General features: G+C 73.4%; 13 protein-coding genes. 3 read left to right on the top strand and 10 right to left on the bottom strand.

Going from position 1 to position 15,969, the window contains the following annotated elements; all coding sequences use genetic code 11:
- Positions 1-55 precede the first annotated feature (55 nt).
- The 5 genes from ACZ6C6_RS14995 to ACZ6C6_RS14975 all read right to left on the bottom strand — a co-directional run bounded on the left by ACZ6C6_RS14995 (position 56) and on the right by ACZ6C6_RS14975 (position 6,692).
- On the bottom strand, positions 56-2,185 hold the full coding sequence (locus ACZ6C6_RS14995) for a 3-hydroxyacyl-CoA dehydrogenase NAD-binding domain-containing protein (RefSeq protein ID WP_469202797.1): 2,130 nt from the start codon (positions 2,183-2,185) through the stop codon (positions 56-58).
- The gene (locus ACZ6C6_RS14990; RefSeq protein WP_073966137.1) at positions 2,182-3,408 is read right to left on the bottom strand and encodes a thiolase family protein; all 1,227 of its coding nucleotides are present in this window, start codon (positions 3,406-3,408) and stop codon (positions 2,182-2,184) included. Before ACZ6C6_RS14990 ends, ACZ6C6_RS14995 begins: the two co-directional genes overlap by 4 nt.
- A 283-nt stretch (positions 3,409-3,691) precedes the next feature.
- The gene (locus ACZ6C6_RS14985) at positions 3,692-4,966 is read right to left on the bottom strand and encodes an HRDC domain-containing protein (RefSeq protein ID WP_469202795.1); all 1,275 of its coding nucleotides are present in this window, start codon (positions 4,964-4,966) and stop codon (positions 3,692-3,694) included.
- A gap of 114 nt (positions 4,967-5,080) precedes the next feature.
- Complete coding sequence (locus ACZ6C6_RS14980; protein ID WP_018100712.1) at positions 5,081-5,743, bottom strand: helix-turn-helix transcriptional regulator; 663 nt, start codon at positions 5,741-5,743, stop codon at positions 5,081-5,083.
- Between the two features lie 289 nt (positions 5,744-6,032).
- Positions 6,033-6,692: a DUF3000 domain-containing protein gene (locus ACZ6C6_RS14975; protein WP_365683290.1), complete on the bottom strand. Its 660-nt coding sequence runs from the start codon at positions 6,690-6,692 to the stop codon at positions 6,033-6,035.
- Between the two features lie 92 nt (positions 6,693-6,784).
- Here ACZ6C6_RS14975 and hemE point away from each other — a divergent pair, with 92 nt between their 5' ends.
- The gene (gene hemE / locus ACZ6C6_RS14970; RefSeq protein WP_469202792.1) at positions 6,785-7,858 is read left to right on the top strand and encodes a uroporphyrinogen decarboxylase; all 1,074 of its coding nucleotides are present in this window, start codon (positions 6,785-6,787) and stop codon (positions 7,856-7,858) included.
- A 23-nt stretch (positions 7,859-7,881) separates the two neighbouring features.
- Here hemE and ACZ6C6_RS14965 read toward each other — a convergent pair whose 3' ends face one another.
- Positions 7,882-9,264, bottom strand: coding sequence for an FAD-dependent oxidoreductase (locus ACZ6C6_RS14965; protein WP_469202790.1), 1,383 nt, complete (start codon positions 9,262-9,264; stop codon positions 7,882-7,884).
- Between the two features lie 65 nt (positions 9,265-9,329).
- Complete coding sequence (locus tag ACZ6C6_RS14960; RefSeq protein ID WP_469202788.1) at positions 9,330-10,235, bottom strand: DUF4349 domain-containing protein; 906 nt, start codon at positions 10,233-10,235, stop codon at positions 9,330-9,332.
- 127 nt (positions 10,236-10,362) lie between these two features.
- Between ACZ6C6_RS14960 and hemG the strand changes: the two genes are divergently transcribed.
- A complete protein-coding gene (gene hemG, locus ACZ6C6_RS14955) occupies positions 10,363-11,847 on the top strand; it encodes a protoporphyrinogen oxidase (protein WP_469202786.1) in 1,485 nt (494 codons plus the stop codon).
- 4 nt (positions 11,848-11,851) lie between these two features.
- A complete protein-coding gene (hemQ, locus tag ACZ6C6_RS14950) occupies positions 11,852-12,586 on the top strand; it encodes a hydrogen peroxide-dependent heme synthase (RefSeq protein ID WP_469202785.1) in 735 nt (244 codons plus the stop codon).
- 132 nt (positions 12,587-12,718) lie between these two features.
- On the opposite strand, the gene ACZ6C6_RS14945 is transcribed toward hemQ, so the two are convergent.
- From ACZ6C6_RS14945 to ACZ6C6_RS14935, 3 genes are all read right to left on the bottom strand, one after another.
- Entirely contained in the window at positions 12,719-13,498 is a 780-nt protein-coding gene (locus ACZ6C6_RS14945; protein ID WP_469202783.1) for a TIGR04222 domain-containing membrane protein, read from the bottom strand.
- Positions 13,499-13,561: 63 nt separating this feature from the next.
- Positions 13,562-14,575 (bottom strand): TIGR04222 domain-containing membrane protein, encoded by a 1,014-nt coding sequence (locus tag ACZ6C6_RS14940; protein WP_469202781.1) that lies wholly within the window; start codon positions 14,573-14,575, stop codon positions 13,562-13,564.
- 5 nt (positions 14,576-14,580) lie between these two features.
- The gene (locus ACZ6C6_RS14935) at positions 14,581-15,873 is read right to left on the bottom strand and encodes an MbnB/TglH/ChrH family RiPP precursor modification enzyme (RefSeq protein WP_469203326.1); all 1,293 of its coding nucleotides are present in this window, start codon (positions 15,871-15,873) and stop codon (positions 14,581-14,583) included.
- Positions 15,874-15,969: the final 96 nt, after the last annotated feature.

Raw genomic sequence — 15,969 nt, 5'->3', positions numbered from 1 at the left:
CGGGCCGTACGGAAACGACATCCGTACGGCCCGTCCGCGTAACAGAGCGAACGCGTTACGCCGGAACGCTCGCCACGCCCGCCGCCAGGAACTTCTTCCCGTTCACGCGCTCCGAGACGCCCTCGCGGTCCAGGTACGGCGTGATGCCGCCCAGGTGGAAGGGCCAGCCGGCGCCCGTGATCAGGCAGAGGTCGATGTCCTGGGCCTCGGCCACGACGCCCTCGTCCAGCATCAGGCCGATCTCCTGGGCCACCGCGTCCAGGACGCGGTCGCGGACCTGCTGCTCGGTCAGGACGGTGTCGCCCTGCTTGAGGAGGGCGGCGACCTCGGGGTCGAGGACCGGGGCGCCCGTGTCGTACACGTAGAAGCCGCGCTTGCCGGCCTTGACGACCGCCGCCAGGTTCTCGGAGACGGTGAAGCGCTCCGGGAAGGCGCGGTTCAGGGTCTCGGAGACGTGCAGGCCGATCGCCGGACCGACGAGCTCCAGGAGCACCAGCGGGGACATCGGCAGGCCGAGCGGCTCGATGGCCTTCTCCGCGGTCTCGACGGGGGTGCCCTCGTCGATGACGTTCTGGATCTCGCCCATGAAGCGGGTGAGGATGCGGTTGACGACGAACGCCGGGGCGTCCTTCACCAGCACCGCGGTCTTCTTCAGCTTGCGGGCCACACCGAAGGCGGTGGCCAGCGAGGCGTCGTCGGTCTTCTCGCCGCGCACGATCTCCAGGAGCGGGAGGATCGCGACCGGGTTGAAGAAGTGGAAGCCGACGACCCGCTCGGGGTTCTTCAGCTTCGACGCCATCTCGGTGACCGAGAGGGACGAGGTGTTGGTGGCGAGGATCGCGTGCGCCGGGGCGACCGCCTCGACCTCCGCGAACACCTGCTGCTTGACGCCGATCTCCTCGAAGACGGCCTCGATGATGAAGTCGGCGTCGGAGAAGCCCTCCGCCTTGTCCAGCACACCGGAGACCAGGGCCTTGAGGCGGTTGGCCTTGTCCTGGTTGATGCGGCCCTTGCCGAGCAGCTTCTCGATCTCGGCGTGGACGTAGCCCACACCCTTGTCGACGCGCTCCTGGTCGATGTCGGTCAGCACGACCGGCACCTCAAGGCGGCGCAGGAAGAGCAGGGCGAGCTGGCTGGCCATCAGGCCCGCGCCCACCACGCCGACCTTGGTGACCGGGCGCGCCAGGTTCTTGTCCGGGGCCCCGGCCGGGCGCTTGGCGCGCTTCTGGACCAGGTTGAAGGAGTAGATCCCGGACCGCAGCTCGCCGCCCATGATCAGGTCCGCCAGGGCCTGGTCCTCGCGGTCGAAGCCGGCGGACAGGTCGCCGTCCTTGGCCGCGGCGACGATCTCCAGGGCGCGGTACGCGGCCGGGGCCGCGCCGTGCACCTTGGAGTCGGCGATGGCCCGGCCGCGCGCCACGGCCTGGTCCCAGGCGTCCCCGCGGTCGATCTCGGGGCGCTCGACGGTGACCGTGCCGTTGAGCACGCCCGCGGTCCAGACGAGGGACCGCTCCAGGAAGTCCGCGCCCTCGAAGAGCGCGTCCGCGATGCCGAGCTCGAAGACCTGCTTGCCCTTGAGCTGGCGGTTCTGGTTCAGCGAGTTCTCGATGATCACCGAGACCGCGCGGTCGGCGCCGATCAGGTTCGGCAGCAGCACGCAGCCGCCCCAGCCGGGGACCAGACCGAGGAAGACCTCGGGCAGCGAGAACGCCGGCAGCGCCTTGGAGACGGTGCGGTACGAGCAGTGCAGCCCGACCTCGACACCGCCGCCCATCGCCGCGCCGTTGTAGTACGCGAAGGTGGGCACCGCGAGGCCGGACAGCCGGCGGAAGACGTCGTGGCCGCCCTTGCCGATGGCCAGCGCGTCCTGGTGCTCCTTGAGCAGCTCGACGCCCTTGAGGTCGGCGCCGACCGCGAAGATGAACGGCTTGCCGGTGATGCCGACGCCGGTGATCGCGCCGTCGGCGGCCTCCTTCTCGACCTGGTCGATCGCGGCGTCGAGGTTCGCCAGCGACTGCGGTCCGAAGGTGGTCGGCTTGGTGTGGTCCAGGCCGTTGTCCAGCGTGATGAGGGCGAAGCGCCCCGCACCGGCCGGCAGGTCCAGGTGGCGTACGTGCGCCTGGGTGACGACCTCGCCCGGGAACAGCTCGGCCGCACCCTTCAGAAGCTCGGTGGTGGTGCTCACTTGTCGCCTCCGGCGTTCTCGAAGTGCGGGTTCTCCCAGACGACCGTCGCGCCCATGCCGAAGCCCACGCACATGGTCGTGAGGCCGTAGCGGACCTCGGGGTGCTCCTCGAACTGGCGGGCCAGCTGCGTCATCAGCCGGACACCGGAGGAGGCCAGCGGGTGGCCGTAGGCGATCGCGCCGCCGTACTGGTTGACCCGGGCGTCGTCGTCGGCGATGCCGTAGTGCTCCAGGAACGCCAGCACCTGTACGGCGAACGCCTCGTTGATCTCGAAGAGACCGATGTCCGAGATGGACAGACCGGCCTGGGCGAGGGCCTTCTCGGTGGCCGGGATCGGCCCGTAGCCCATGACCTCCGGCTCGACGCCGGCGAAGGCGTAGGAGACGAGGCGCATCTTGACGGGGAGGCCCAGCTCGCGGGCGACGTCCTCGGCGGCGAGCAGCGAGGCGGTGGCGCCGTCGTTGAGGCCCGCGGCGTTACCGGCCGTGACGCGGCCGTGGGCGCGGAACGGGGTCTTCAGGTTGGCCAGGGACTCCATCGTGGTGCCCGGGCGCATCGGCTCGTCGGCGGTGACCAGGCCCCAGCCGGTCTCACCGGCCTCCGCGTTGGTGCGGCGCACCGAGACGGGCACCAGGTCCTGCTGGATCTTGCCGTTGGCGTACGCCTTGGCGGCCTTCTCCTGGGACCGCACCGCGTAGGCGTCGGCGCGCTCCTTGGTGATCGTGGGGTACCGGTCGTGCAGGTTCTCCGCGGTCATGCCCATGAACAGGGCGGACTCGTCGACCAGCTTCTCCGACACGAACCGCGGGTTCGGGTCGACGCCCTCGCCCATCGGGTGGCGGCCCATGTGCTCGACACCGCCGGCGACGACGACGTCGTACGCGCCGAAGGCGATGGAGCCGGCCGTCGAGGTGACGGCGGTCAGGGCGCCCGCGCACATGCGGTCGATGGAGTAGCCCGGGACGGACTGCGGCAGACCGGCCAGGATGCCGGCGGTACGGCCGAGGGTCAGGCCCTGGTCGCCGATCTGCGTGGTCGCGGCGATGGCGACCTCGTCGATCTTCTTGGGGTCCAGGTCCGGGTTGCGGCGCAGCAGCTCCCGGATGGCCTTCACGACGAGATCGTCGGCGCGGGTCTCGTGGTAGATGCCCTTCGGGCCCGCCTTGCCGAACGGGGTGCGGACGCCGTCTACGAAGACGACGTCCCGGATGGTACGAGGCACGATGGCTCTCCTCCAGGGTGCGGGATGGCACTGCTGCGGGGCGCGCCCGGAGGCACGCCGCTCCGGTCATGCTACTTGCGGGTAACCAGACTGCCCACCCCCTGTGGCCGGAGCGGCGAAGGTCACACGCGGAAACTGCCCGGAGAGCACCCCTCCGCACACGGCGAATGGCCCGGACGGACTCGTTTTCGAGTCCGTCCGGGCCATTCGTGCCGCGTGCCGGAGCGCACGGAAGTCGGCGTGATCACGCCCCGTCCCGTGCCGTTGCGAGGGCCGCGTGCCGTTACGAGGGCTGCGTCAGCGCCCGGTACAGCAGCGGCGCCACCTGCTCGATCTGCCAGTGCCGCGCGCCGTACCCGGCGAGCGCGGACTCCACCGTCTCCGGCGTCGGGTTCTTCGGCGGCTCCCAGCACACCCGGCGCACCGTGTCCGGCGTGATCAGGTTCTCCTGCGGCAGGTGCAGCCGCTCCGCCAGCGCGGAGACCGCGGCGCGGGCCGCCGAGAGCCGGGCGGCGGCGGCCGGGTCCTTGTCGGCCCAGGCGCGCGGCGGCGGCGGGCCGGCGAGGGCCTGGCCGGGCTGCGGCAGCTCCGTGTCGGGCAGCGCCTTGGCCCGGTCCACGGCGGCCTGCCACTGCTCCAGCTGGCGCCGGCCCATGCGCGGACCGAAGCCGGTGAGGGCGGTCAGCGCCTGCGTGTTCACCGGAAGGGCGAGCGCGGCCTCGATGATCGCCGCGTCCCCGAGCACCTTGCCGGGCGAGACGTCGCGTCGCCGGGCGATCTGGTCCCGGGCGTTCCACAGCTCCCGGACGACCGCCATCTGGCGGCGGCGGCGGACCTTGTGCATCCCGGAGGTGCGGCGCCACGGGTCCTGGCGCGGGGGAGCGGGCGGAGCCGAGGCGATGGCGGAGAACTCCTCCTGGGCCCACTCCAGCTTGCCCTGCCGGTCGAGCTCGTCCTCCAGCGCGTTGCGCAGGTCGATGAGGAGCTCGACGTCGAGCGCGGCGTAGCGCAGCCAGGGCTCGGGCAGCGGGCGGGTGGACCAGTCGACGGCGGAGTGGCCCTTCTCCAGTGAGTAGCCGAGGACGTTCTCGACCATGGCACCGAGGCCGACGCGCGGGAAGCCGGCCAGCCGTCCGGCCAGCTCGGTGTCGAAGAGCCCGGTCGGCGTCATCCCTATCTCGCGCAGGCAGGGCAGGTCCTGGGTCGCCGCGTGCAGGATCCACTCGGTGCCGTGCAGGGCCTCGCCGAGCGCGGACAGGTCGGGGCAGCCCACGGGGTCCACGAGCGCGCTGCCCGCCCCGTCGCGGCGCAACTGGACGAGGTAGGCGCGCTGGCCGTAGCGGTAGCCGGACGCCCGCTCGGCGTCGACGGCCACCGGGCCCGAGCCCGCGGCGAATGCGGCGATCACCCCGGCCAGGGCGTCGTCGGACGCCACCACCGGCGGAATGCCCTCGCGCGGTTCGAGCAAGGGGATCGGCGCCGGGGCGACGTCGTCCGGGGGAGCGCCCCCGGTGGTTCGCAGTGATGTGTCTGCTGCGGTCTCTTGGGCGTCGGTCACGTGTCAAGGGTATCTGTGTGTGCGCGGCGCCTGCCGACGGAACGTTCCGTCGGTAGGCGCCGATGCACGTAATCCAGCCGGTTCCGTACGCCGTGCACCGGCCGGGGCGGGGAATCAGTGGATGATGCCCGTCCGCAGGGCCACCGCGACCATGCCGGCGCGGTCGCCGGTGCCCAGCTTGCGGGCGATGCGGGCGAGGTGGCTCTTCACGGTCAGGGCGGACAGCCCCATGGAGACACCGATGGCCTTGTTCGACTGGCCCTCGGCGACGAGCCGCAGGACCTCCACCTCGCGGCCGGACAGTTCGCGGTAGCCGCCCGGGTGGCTCGGGGTGCCGGGGGGCCGACGGTGCATCCGGGCGGCGGTGGCGCCGATGGGGGCGACGCCGGGACGGGCCGGGTGGCCGATGTTGGTACGGGTGCCGGTGACGACGTAGCCCTTGACGCCGCCCGCGAGGGCGTTGCGCACGGCGCCGATGTCGTCGGCGGCGGACAGGGCGAGACCGTTGGGCCAGCCGGCGGCTCGGGTTTCGGACAGCAGGGTCAGCCCGGAACCGTCGGGCAGGTGGACGTCGGCTACGCAGATGTCGCGCGGGTTGCCGACGCGGGGACGGGCCTCCGCGATGGACGACGCCTCGATGACGTCACGAACTCCGAGGGCCCACAGATGGCGGGTCACGGTGGAACGGACGCGCGGGTCGGCCACGACGACCATGGCCGTCGGCTTGTTCGGGCGGTAGGCGACCAGGCTTGCGGGCTGCTCGAGGAGAACGGACACCAGGCCTCCTGGGGAGTGGCGGGACGGGCCGGCTCGGGGATGAAGCCGGGGCGAACCGTGCTTGAAGGGTCATTGACTCCTTCGGCAGCAGACCCCTGCTCCTTTAGGGGAAGATCACGATTTGTTGAGTAACAATTCGGGCAAATGGGGTTCTCGATCGATTCCTGAGAGCGTTTTCCTCTGGCTGAAAGTGATCGTATGACGCGCCGTCACGGAGATCGTCCGACGCAGCGGCACGGAAAACGGGGCGGCCCGAAGGCCGCCCCGCCCGTTCAGAACCCGGCCGCCGCTACGGCGTCTGCGGCCCCCGGCGCTGTGGGAGCGTGACCACCGCCGCGTCCAGAGGGCCGGACGGCGGCAGGCCCGCGATCTGGCAGAGCAGGTCGCCCCAGGCGACCAGATGGGCCGCCGCGTCCGGTGCCCCGCCCAGGCCCTCGCGCGGGGTCCAGGAGGCCCGGATCTCGATCTGCGTCGCGGGGCGCCGGGTCTCCAGCGCGCCGAAGTAGTGCGAGCCCGCCATGGTGACCGTGCCGCCCGCCTCCCCGTAGAACAGGCCGCGGGCCTCCAGCGCGCCGGTCAGCCAGGACCAGCAGACCTCGGGGAGCAGTGGATCGGCGGCCATCTCCGGCTCCAGCTCGGCGCGGACCAGCGTCACCAGCCGGAAGGCGCCCTGCCACGCCTCGTGGCCTGCCGGGTCGTGCAGCAGGACGAGGCGGCCGTCGGCGAGGTCGTCGTCGCCGTCGACCACCGCCGCCTCCAGCGCGTACGCGTGCGGGGCGAGCCGCTTCGGTGGCCGGGTCGGTTCCACCTCCAGCTCGGGACGCAGCCGCGCCGCGCGCAGCGCGTCCACCGCCGAACGGAACGCGGACGGTACGGCACCACCCTCCGCGCCGTCCGTGCCGTCAGCGCCATCGGATTGACCGGAGATGTGTCCCTGAGCCGCAGCCATGCGGGGAAGAGTAGGCGGAACGGGAGCTCCGTGCGCGGAAGGACACCCGTGCGGGGCCGGGCTCGTTTCCGGCGCGTGCGAAGATTCTGTGCGTGAGTGCCAACGACCGCCCCTCCGGGCAGCAGACGAAGACTTCCGCCACGTACGACTCGGCGTTCCTCAAGGCGTGCCGGCGCGAGCCGGTCCCGCACACGCCGGTCTGGTTCATGCGCCAGGCGGGACGCTCGCTGCCCGAGTACCTGAAGGTGCGCGAAGGCATCCCGATGCTCGAGTCCTGCACGATGCCGGAGCTCGTCGCCGAGATCACGATGCAGCCCGTCCGCCGCCACAAGGTCGACGCCGCCGTCTACTACAGCGACATCGTCGTCCCGCTCAAGGCGATCGGCATCGACCTCGACATCAAGCCCGGTGTCGGCCCGGTCATCGCCGAGCCGGTCCGCACCCGCGCCGACCTCGCCCGGCTGCGTGACCTGACCCCCGAGGACGTCCCGTACGTCACCGAGGCCGTCCGGCTGCTCACCGCCGAGCTGGGGGAGACCCCGCTGATCGGCTTCGCGGGCGCGCCGTTCACGCTCGCGAGCTACCTCGTGGAGGGCGGGCCGTCCCGCAACCACGAGCACACCAAGGCCATGATGTACGGCGACCCGGAGCTCTGGGCCGACCTGCTCGACCGGCTCGCCGAGATCACCGGCGCCTTCCTCAAGGTCCAGATCGAGGCCGGCGCCTCGGCCGTCCAGCTCTTCGACTCCTGGGTCGGCGCCCTCGCCCCCGCCGACTACCGGCGCTCCGTGCTGCCCGCCTCCGCGAAGGTCTTCGACGCCGTCGCCGCGTACGACGTCCCCCGCATCCACTTCGGCGTCGGCACCGGCGAACTGCTCGGCCTGATGGGCGAGGCCGGGGCGGACGTCGTCGGCGTCGACTGGCGGGTGCCGCTGGACGAGGCCGCGCGCCGCGTCGGCCCCGGCAAGGCGCTCCAGGGCAACCTCGACCCGGCGGTGCTGTTCGCGCCGACCTCCGCGGTGGAGGCCAAGACCCGGGAGGTGCTGGACGCGGCCGCCGGCCTGGAGGGCCACATCTTCAACCTGGGCCACGGCGTCATGCCGAACATGGACCCGGACGCGCTCTCCCGCCTCGTCGAGTACGTCCACACCAGCACCGCCCGCTGAACCGGCGCGGAGGCGGGCGCCGCTCAGTCGGTGCCCGCCTTCCGCAGTACCGACACGGTCTTGCGGGCCGCCACCAGGACCGGGTCCCAGACGGGTGAGAACGGCGGGGCGTAGCCCAGGTCCAGGGCGGTCATCTGTTCCACGGTCATCCGGGCGGTCAGCGCCACCGCCGCCACGTCGACCCGCTTCCCGGCGCCCTCGCGGCCCACGATCTGCACGCCGAGCAGCCGGCCCGTGCGGTACTCCGCGAGCATCTTCACCGTCATCGGCCGCGCGTCCGGGTAGTAGCCCGCCCGGCTGGTCGACTCGATCGTGGCCGTGACGTACCGCAGGCCCACCGCCCGGGCGTCCTTCTCGCGCAGCCCGGTCCGGGCGATCTCCAGGTCGCACACCTTGCTCACTGCCGTACCCACCACGCCGGGGAACGTGCCGTAGCCGCCGCCGGCGTTCGAGCCGATGACCTGGCCGTGCTTGTTGGCGTGCGTGCCGAGCGCGATGTGCCGGGTGTGGCCCGCGACCAGGTCCAGGACCTCCACGCAGTCGCCGCCCGCCCAGATGTTCTCGTGGCCCTGGACCCGCATCGCCAGATCGGTGAGCAGCCCGCCGTGCGGCCCGAGCGGCAGTCCGGCCTCCCGGGCCAGGGCCGTCTCCGGCCGGACGCCGATGCCGAGCACCACCACGTCCGCCGGGTAGGACGCGTCGTCCGTGACGACCTCGGCGACCCGGCCGTCCGGACCGGTCCTGATCCCGGTGACCTCCGCCCCGTTCACCGTGGTGATCCCGAGCCCGTCCATCGCGTCGTGGACCAGGCGCCCCATGTCCGGGTCGAGCGTGGCCATCGGCTGCTCGCCGCGGTTGAGGACGGTCACCTCGTAGCCCCGCTTGAGCATCGCCTCGGCCATCTCCACGCCGATGTACCCCGCTCCGACGACGACCGCGCGCCGGCCCTCCGTCCGCTCCAGGGTGTCCAGCAGCGCCTGCCCGTCGTCCAGGGTCTGCACCCCGTGCACCCCGGCCGCGTCCATGCCGGGCAGGTCCGGGCGCACCGGGCGGGCCCCGGTGGCGATCACCAGCTTGTCGAACCCGGTCCAGTACGCCTCGCCGGACTCCCGGTCCAGGGCGCGCACCCGGCGCCCCGCCACGTCGATCGCGGTGATCTCGGTGCGCGTGCGCAGGTCGATGTCACGGGCCCGGTGCTCCTCGGGCGTACGGGCGATGAGGTCGTCCCGGTCCGTGACGTCGCCGCTGACCCAGTACGGGATGCCGCACGCGGAGTACGAGGTGAAGTGGCCCCGTTCGAAGGCGGTGATGCTCAGCTCGTCCGGGCCCTTGAGCCGCCGGGCCTGGGACGCGGCGGACATCCCCGCCGCGTCCCCTCCGATGATCACCAGTCGTTCCGCAGTCATGCAGGTCCCTCCGAAGCGTCTTCGAAAGCACCCACGCTACGGCGCGGGCCGCACCGGTGGCCCACTCACCCGCCCTGCGTACCCCGGCGGCGGCGCAGCAGCCGCCACAGCACGGCCAGGACGGCCGCCGCTGCGAGGAACGGGGCCGCGGCGCCGACCGCCATCGCCAGCCACCGCAGCATCGTCAGGAAGGCGTGCCAGCCCCCGGCGACGGCGTCCGGGAAGCCCGGGTCGTCATCGGCCGCCCCGGCCGTCGTCTCCGGTTCGACCAGGTGGAGCGTGACGGTCGCCAGCGTCGTACGGTCCTTCAGCGACGCCTGCTGGGCGAGCAGCGACTCCAGCGCGGCCTGACGGCTGCTCAGTTCGCCCTCCAGGGTGACCACATCGGCCAGCTTGTCGGCCCGGTCCATCAGCTTGCGGACCCGGGCCACGCTCGCCCGCTGGGTGGCGATCCGGCTGTCGACGTCGACCACCTCATCGGTGACGTCCTTGGCCGCCGACGTACGCGAGACGAGCTTCCCCGCCCCCGACAGGTCCCGCAGCACCTCGTCGTACGAATCCTGCGGTACGCGCAGCACGAGGTGCGAGGAGTCCCGGGTGCCGTCGATCCGCTCGGTGGTCTCCTTCTCGACCAGCCCGCCCGCGTCCTGGACCGCCGTCCGGGCGTTCGCCGCCGCCTTCGACGCGTCCTTCACCTCGACGGAGAGCGATGCGGTGCGGATGACGTGGATGGCGGTCGGTTTCGGGTTCTTGCGCTGCTCCGGCCGCGCCGCGTCGGCCGCCGGTGCCCCGGCCTTGCCGGCCTCGGAACCGGACTTCTGCTGCTGCGGCCCGATGACGCCCCGGTCGGCGGCGCTGCTCGCATCGTCGCCGGACGCGCCGCAGCCGCTCAGCGCGAGCACGGCTGCCAGCAGTACCGCAGCCGGTCCGGACACGCGCCGGCCGGTGCGTGCGAAAGGTGTTCCTTGCATAACTGTCCCCCCAGGACGGGTGATTGATGTCGGCGGTGAGACGTGGCGGGGAGTGTGGACGGACCCGGAAATCCGGTTGCGAACCGGTCACGGTCGGCGCCCCGGACCGGTTTGAGAGAGTGGAGCCATGCAGCCATCCACACACCGCGCGGACCGGGCCCCCCGCCATGTCGTCGTCATCGGCGGCGGCATCGCCGGACTCGCGGCCGCCCACCGGCTCGTCGGCGCCGGGCTGAAGGTCACCGTCCTGGAGGCGACCGTCCGGCTCGGCGGCAAGCTCATGACCGGCGAGGTCGCCGGCGTCCAGGTCGACCTCGGCGCCGAATCCATGCTCGCCCGCCGCCCGGAGGCCGTCGGCCTGGCCCGCGCCGTGGGCCTCGACGACCGCCTCCAGCCGCCCGCCACGGCCACCGCCGCGCTGTGGACGCGCGACGCGCTGCGCCCGATGCCCAAGGGCCATGTGATGGGCGTCCCGGGCGATCCGTCCGTCCTGGGCGAGGTGCTGTCGGCCGAGGGACTCGCCCGGATCGCCGAGGACCGCGAGCTGCCCCCGGTGGCCGTAGGCGAGGACGTCGCCGTCGGCGCGTACGTGGCGGACCGGCTGGGCCGGGAGGTCGTGGACCGGCTGGTGGAGCCGCTGCTCGGCGGGGTGTACGCGGGCGACGCCTACCGGATCTCGATGCGCGCCGCCGTACCGCAGCTCTTCGAGGCCGCCCGGGAAGGCGGTTCCCTGCTCGACGGGGTCACCCGGATCCAGGAGCGGGCCGCCGCCCGGCAGCAGACCGGGCCCGTCTTCCAGGGCATCGAGGGCGGCATCGGGACCCTTCCGGGGGCCGTCGCCGACGCCGTGCGCGCCGGGGGCGGCGAGATCCGCACCGAGACCCCCGTGCTGGGGCTGACCCGCACCGCCGACGGCTGGGACGTCCGCACGGACACCGGGGTCGTCTCCGCCGACGGCATCGTCCTCGCCGTCCCCGCCTGGTCCGCCGCCACGCTGCTCGCCGCCGAGTCACCGGGGGCGTCGGCCGAACTGGCGGGCGTCGAGTACGCGTCGATGGCGCTGGTCACGATGGCGTTCCGGCGTTCCGACGTGACCGGGGCGGCCTTCGACGGGCGCTCCGGCTTCCTCGTTCCGCCGGTCGACGGGCAGACCATCAAGGCCGCCACCTTCTCGACGCACAAGTGGCAGTGGGTCGCCGACGCGGCCCCGGACCTGTTCGTGCTGCGGACCTCCGTCGGCCGGTACGGCGAGGAGGAGCACCTGCACCGCGAGGACGGCGAGCTCGTCGGCATCTCTCTGCGCGACCTCGCCGCCGCCACCGGGCTCACCGCCCGGCCGGTGGGGACCCAGGTCACCCGGTGGATCGGCGGCCTGCCCCAGTACCCGGTGGGCCACCTGACGCGGGTCGCCCGCATCCGCGACGAGGTCGCCAAGCTGCCCGCGCTGCGGGTGTGCGGCGCGGTCTACGACGGCGTCGGCATCCCAGCCTGCGTGGCGAGCGCCCACCGCGCGGCGGACGAGATCGCCGGGGATCTCGGCGGGGATGCCGGCGGAGAGATCATCGCCACGCCGACCCTGGTTCAGGGCACTCGGAGCGAGGCGGGACAATAGCCGTATGAGTGCTCCTGAGACTGCGACATCAAGCAAGGTTCCGAACGCCGGCAAGAAGGCCAAGGACCTCAACGACGTCATCCGCTACACGCTGTGGTCCGTCTTCAAGCTGCGCGACGTCCTGCCCGCCGACACGGACCGCGCGGCCGTCTCCGGTGAGGTCCAGGAGCTGTTCGACCAGCTCGCCGCGAAGGACATCACCATCCGCGGCACGTACGACGTCTCGGGCCTGCGCGCGGACGCCGACCTCATGATCTGGTGGCACGCGGAGACCGCGGACGAGCTCCAGGAGGCGTACAACCTCTTCCGCCGCACCCGGCTCGGCCGCCACCTGGAGCCGGTCTGGTCGAACATGGCGCTGCACCGCCCCGCCGAGTTCAACAAGTCGCACATCCCGGCGTTCCTCGCGGACGAGACGCCGCGCAACTACGTCAGCGTCTACCCCTTCGTGCGCTCGTACGACTGGTACCTGCTGCCCGACGAGGACCGCCGCCGCATGCTCGCCGACCACGGCAAGATGGCCCGGGGCTACCCCGACGTGCGCGCCAACACCGTCGCCTCGTTCTCGCTCGGCGACTACGAGTGGATGCTGGCCTTCGAGGCGGACGAGCTGTACCGCATCGTGGACCTGATGCGGCACCTCAGGGCCTCCGAGGCGCGGATGCACGTCCGCGAGGAGGTCCCCTTCTTCACCGGCCGGCGCAAGTCGGTCGCGGACCTGGTGGCCGGGCTCGCCTAGCGAACGGGCTTGTGACCACCCCAACCCGGAAGATCAGACGGCGGGCACACGGCACCTGGTGCCGCCCGCTGGTCCAGCGACACCGGGTTCGGCTCAGCGGTGCGGCGCGCTTCCCGCGCGCCGCACCGTTTGTCATTCGCGGCTGCCCAGCAGCTTCCGTACGCCCGACCGGCCCGTCAGCGCCGCCCGCAGCGCCGGGTCGTCCACCGCGTCCACCCCGCGCACCGCGACCGTCACCAGCGTGTCGCCCGTCGCGCCGTCCCCCGGCACCGCGCACGCCGCCAGCAGCCGCTGCCCGTCCGGGGAGGCCCAGGAACGGTAGGGGTGCGCCTCGACCCGGGCTATGGCCAGGCACCCCAGGGTCAGCGCGAGCGGCACCGCGAACCACACCTGCGTCGGGGCCGTGCCCCCGCCGCCGGGCGCGAGCAGGGCGGCGGCGCCCAGCGCGGCCACCAGCAGCGCCGCACCGCGTACCGCCCGCACCGCCGAGGCGACGTCCGCCCCGCGCGGGACCGCCAGACCGGCCGCCACGAGCCGGTCGGCCACCGCGCGCACGGCATCGGCGGCCGCGGCCGACGCGCGCACCGGCGCTATCGGCGACTGGCCCTCCGGCCCTATGGCCCGGATCACCGTGCGCTCCACGTCGTCGCGGCCCTCGGGGTCCACGACCGTCGCCCATCCGGTGTGGGCCAGCAGCAGCCGGCGCCGCAGATGCATGGAGACCAGCGCCAGATCGGCGACCCGGCCCGGCCCGCCCGCCAGGAACGCCGCCTCGTACAGCGTGAGTTGCCGTCCCCGCCGATCGGCCGCGCCGACGGGCCGCCGTGCGGCGCGGGCTCCCGCGAGGCAGAGCCGGGCGCAGGAAAGACCCGCCGCACCCCACGCGACCAGCAGCAACAGAAACGGCACCATGCCGGTGTTCTATGCCAGCGCAGCCCGTGGCGCCATAGCTCGTCCATTAAATGGACAGCCGTCTCAGGAACTGCTGCCGCAGCTCGACCCGCCACCGCAGCTGGAACCGCCACCGCAGCTGGAACCGCCGCCGCAGCTCGATCCGCCGCCCCCGCAGCTGCTGCCGCCGCCACAGCCCGACCCGCCGCCCCCGCAGCCGGAGCCGCCGCTTCCGCCGCAGCTGCTGCCCGACGAACTGCCGCAGCCGCCGCCCGGACTCGCCCCCGCACACCACACGGCCGGCGCGACCAGCAGGGCCGAGGAGCCGTGCGCGGTGTACGAGGACGCGGTGGGCCGGGTCCGGGCCGCCGCGATCAGCTGCGTCCGCAGCTCCGGGTCCGGGACGCCGCGCAGCCCCCGGGTCGCCACCAGGAACCCCGGATCGGTCCGGTGGGCGTGCGCGGCCCCGAACTCCGCCGCCGCCCTGCGCCCCGCCCGGGTGATCCGGGACCGGGCCACCGCCGCGCAGACCACCCCGGACACGAAGCCGACGACGACGGCAGGGATCATCGCCACCGCGAACGGGTACGCCCAGCCGGAGCCCTCGTCGTCCGCCATGAACTCGGCGATGGCCAGGCCGATGGTGACCGGCCCGGACGCGAGACACAACAGCATCTGCAACAGGCCCCAGACGCGCCACTTGGCGTTCGCGCGGGGCGCGGCCAGCAGCCCGCGGTCGGCGAGACCGTCGCCGGTCTCCTGCACCGCCGGGTGCCGCATCACGGCCGCCCGCAGCGTCGGCAGCGCCCCGCTCGGCGCGGCCGCCAGCTCGTGCAGCACCGCCCGTTCCACCGGGTCGTACGCCACCGGCCGGAGCACGGCCACGATGCCGGGTCCGCCGACGGCCAGCCTGCCATCCGCGTGCATCGCGGCCAGCGCGGTGTCGACCACCCGCCCGGGCCCGCCGTTCAGGAACGCCACCTCGGACAGGTCGTGCGCCGGACCGCCCACCCCCCGGCGGGAGCGGGCCAGGCCGCAGATCAGCACGGTGGACGAGGTCACCACCGCGAGCGTGAGCAACACGAGCATCCCCTCCATGCCCGTCACCGCCCCACCAGCACGGAGCGGGCCGCACGGGCCAGCCGCGTCGCGCGCCCGGGCGGCCGGGGCGCGGCCCGGTCCCGCCACCACCGCGTCAGCCGGCGCCGGGCCGCCTCATCCTCCGGGCGGCCCGCGATGAGCAGGTGCTCGGCGAAGTCCAGAGCGTCGCGGCGGTACCCCGACGTCATGGGCCGCGCCCCGGCGTACGCGAGGAACGCCGACCGGTAGCCGCTCCCCAGGATCTCCGGCAGCTCGGGCGCCACCTTGGCCACGACGTCCGCGCGCTTGGCGGCCAGGGCGCGGCTCTGCACCCGGAGCCGGCCCGCGTCGAACCCCTCCGGCGCGGGCGTCCCGGCGACCAGGGCGGACAGCAGCGCGGTCTGCGCGACAGCGACACCGTTCCGTACGGACTCCGCGACGGACCCGGCGGCAGCGGCCGGGGCCGCGGGGACGGCAGGGGCCGCCGGGGTGTCCCCGCCCTTCTCCAGCACCCCCCGGATCGCGTCCAGCTCGCCCGCCAGCTCACCGGGCGGCGGGAACGCGTCGTCGCGCTCCAGCAGCACCCCGGGCGGGTCCACCCGCGACCGCAGCTCCGCCAGCACGTCGAGGACCGGGGCGGTCACCGGGTGGGCGTGGGTGTCGTGCCACACGCCGTCCTTCTCGACCCCGCCCGCCACATGCACGTACGCGATGGCCTCCACCGGCAGCTCGTCCAGCGCGGTCGCCGGGTCCTCGCCCCGGTTCACGTGGTTGGTGTGCAGGTTGGCCACGTCGATCAGCAGCCGCACCCCGGTCCGCGCGACCAGCTCCGCGAGGAACTGCCCCTCGGTCAGCTCCTCGTCCGGCCAGGAGACCAGCGCCGCGATGTTCTCCAGCGCCAGCGGCACCGGCAGCGCGTCCTGCGCGATGCGCACGTTCTCGCACAGCACGTCCAGCGCCGCCCGGGTGCGCGGTACCGGCAGCAGGTGCCCCGCCTCCAGCACTGGCGAACCGGTGCGTGCCCCGCCCGCCCGTACGAAGGCGATGTGCTCGGTCACCAGCGGCGCGCCGAGCAGCGTGGCCCGGGCGGCGAGGTCCGCGAGCTTGCCGGGGTCGGGACGGTCCGCGCCGCCGAGGCCCAGCGAGACGCCGTGCGGCACCACCGTGACCCCGCGCTCGCGCAGCCGTACCAGGGAGTCCGGCAGATGGCCGGCGCAGAGGTTCTCCGCGACCGCCTCCACCCAGTCGATCCCCGGCAGCGCCTCCACCTCGTCGGCGATCTCCGGCCGCCAGCCGATCCCGATGCCCAGCCGCATTCCGTCCCCCATGGTGCTTCCCCCTCGCTTCGTGCAGGGGTGATGGCCCCCGAGCGCGGCCCTGAATCCGGAAGGGGGGACGTTCAGAGCTTCATT

The sequence above is a fragment of the Streptomyces sp. NPDC041814 genome (assembly GCF_055590565.1).
The sequence above is the reverse complement of the archived record's forward strand: the minus strand, read 5'-3'. Positions and strand labels throughout refer to the sequence as shown.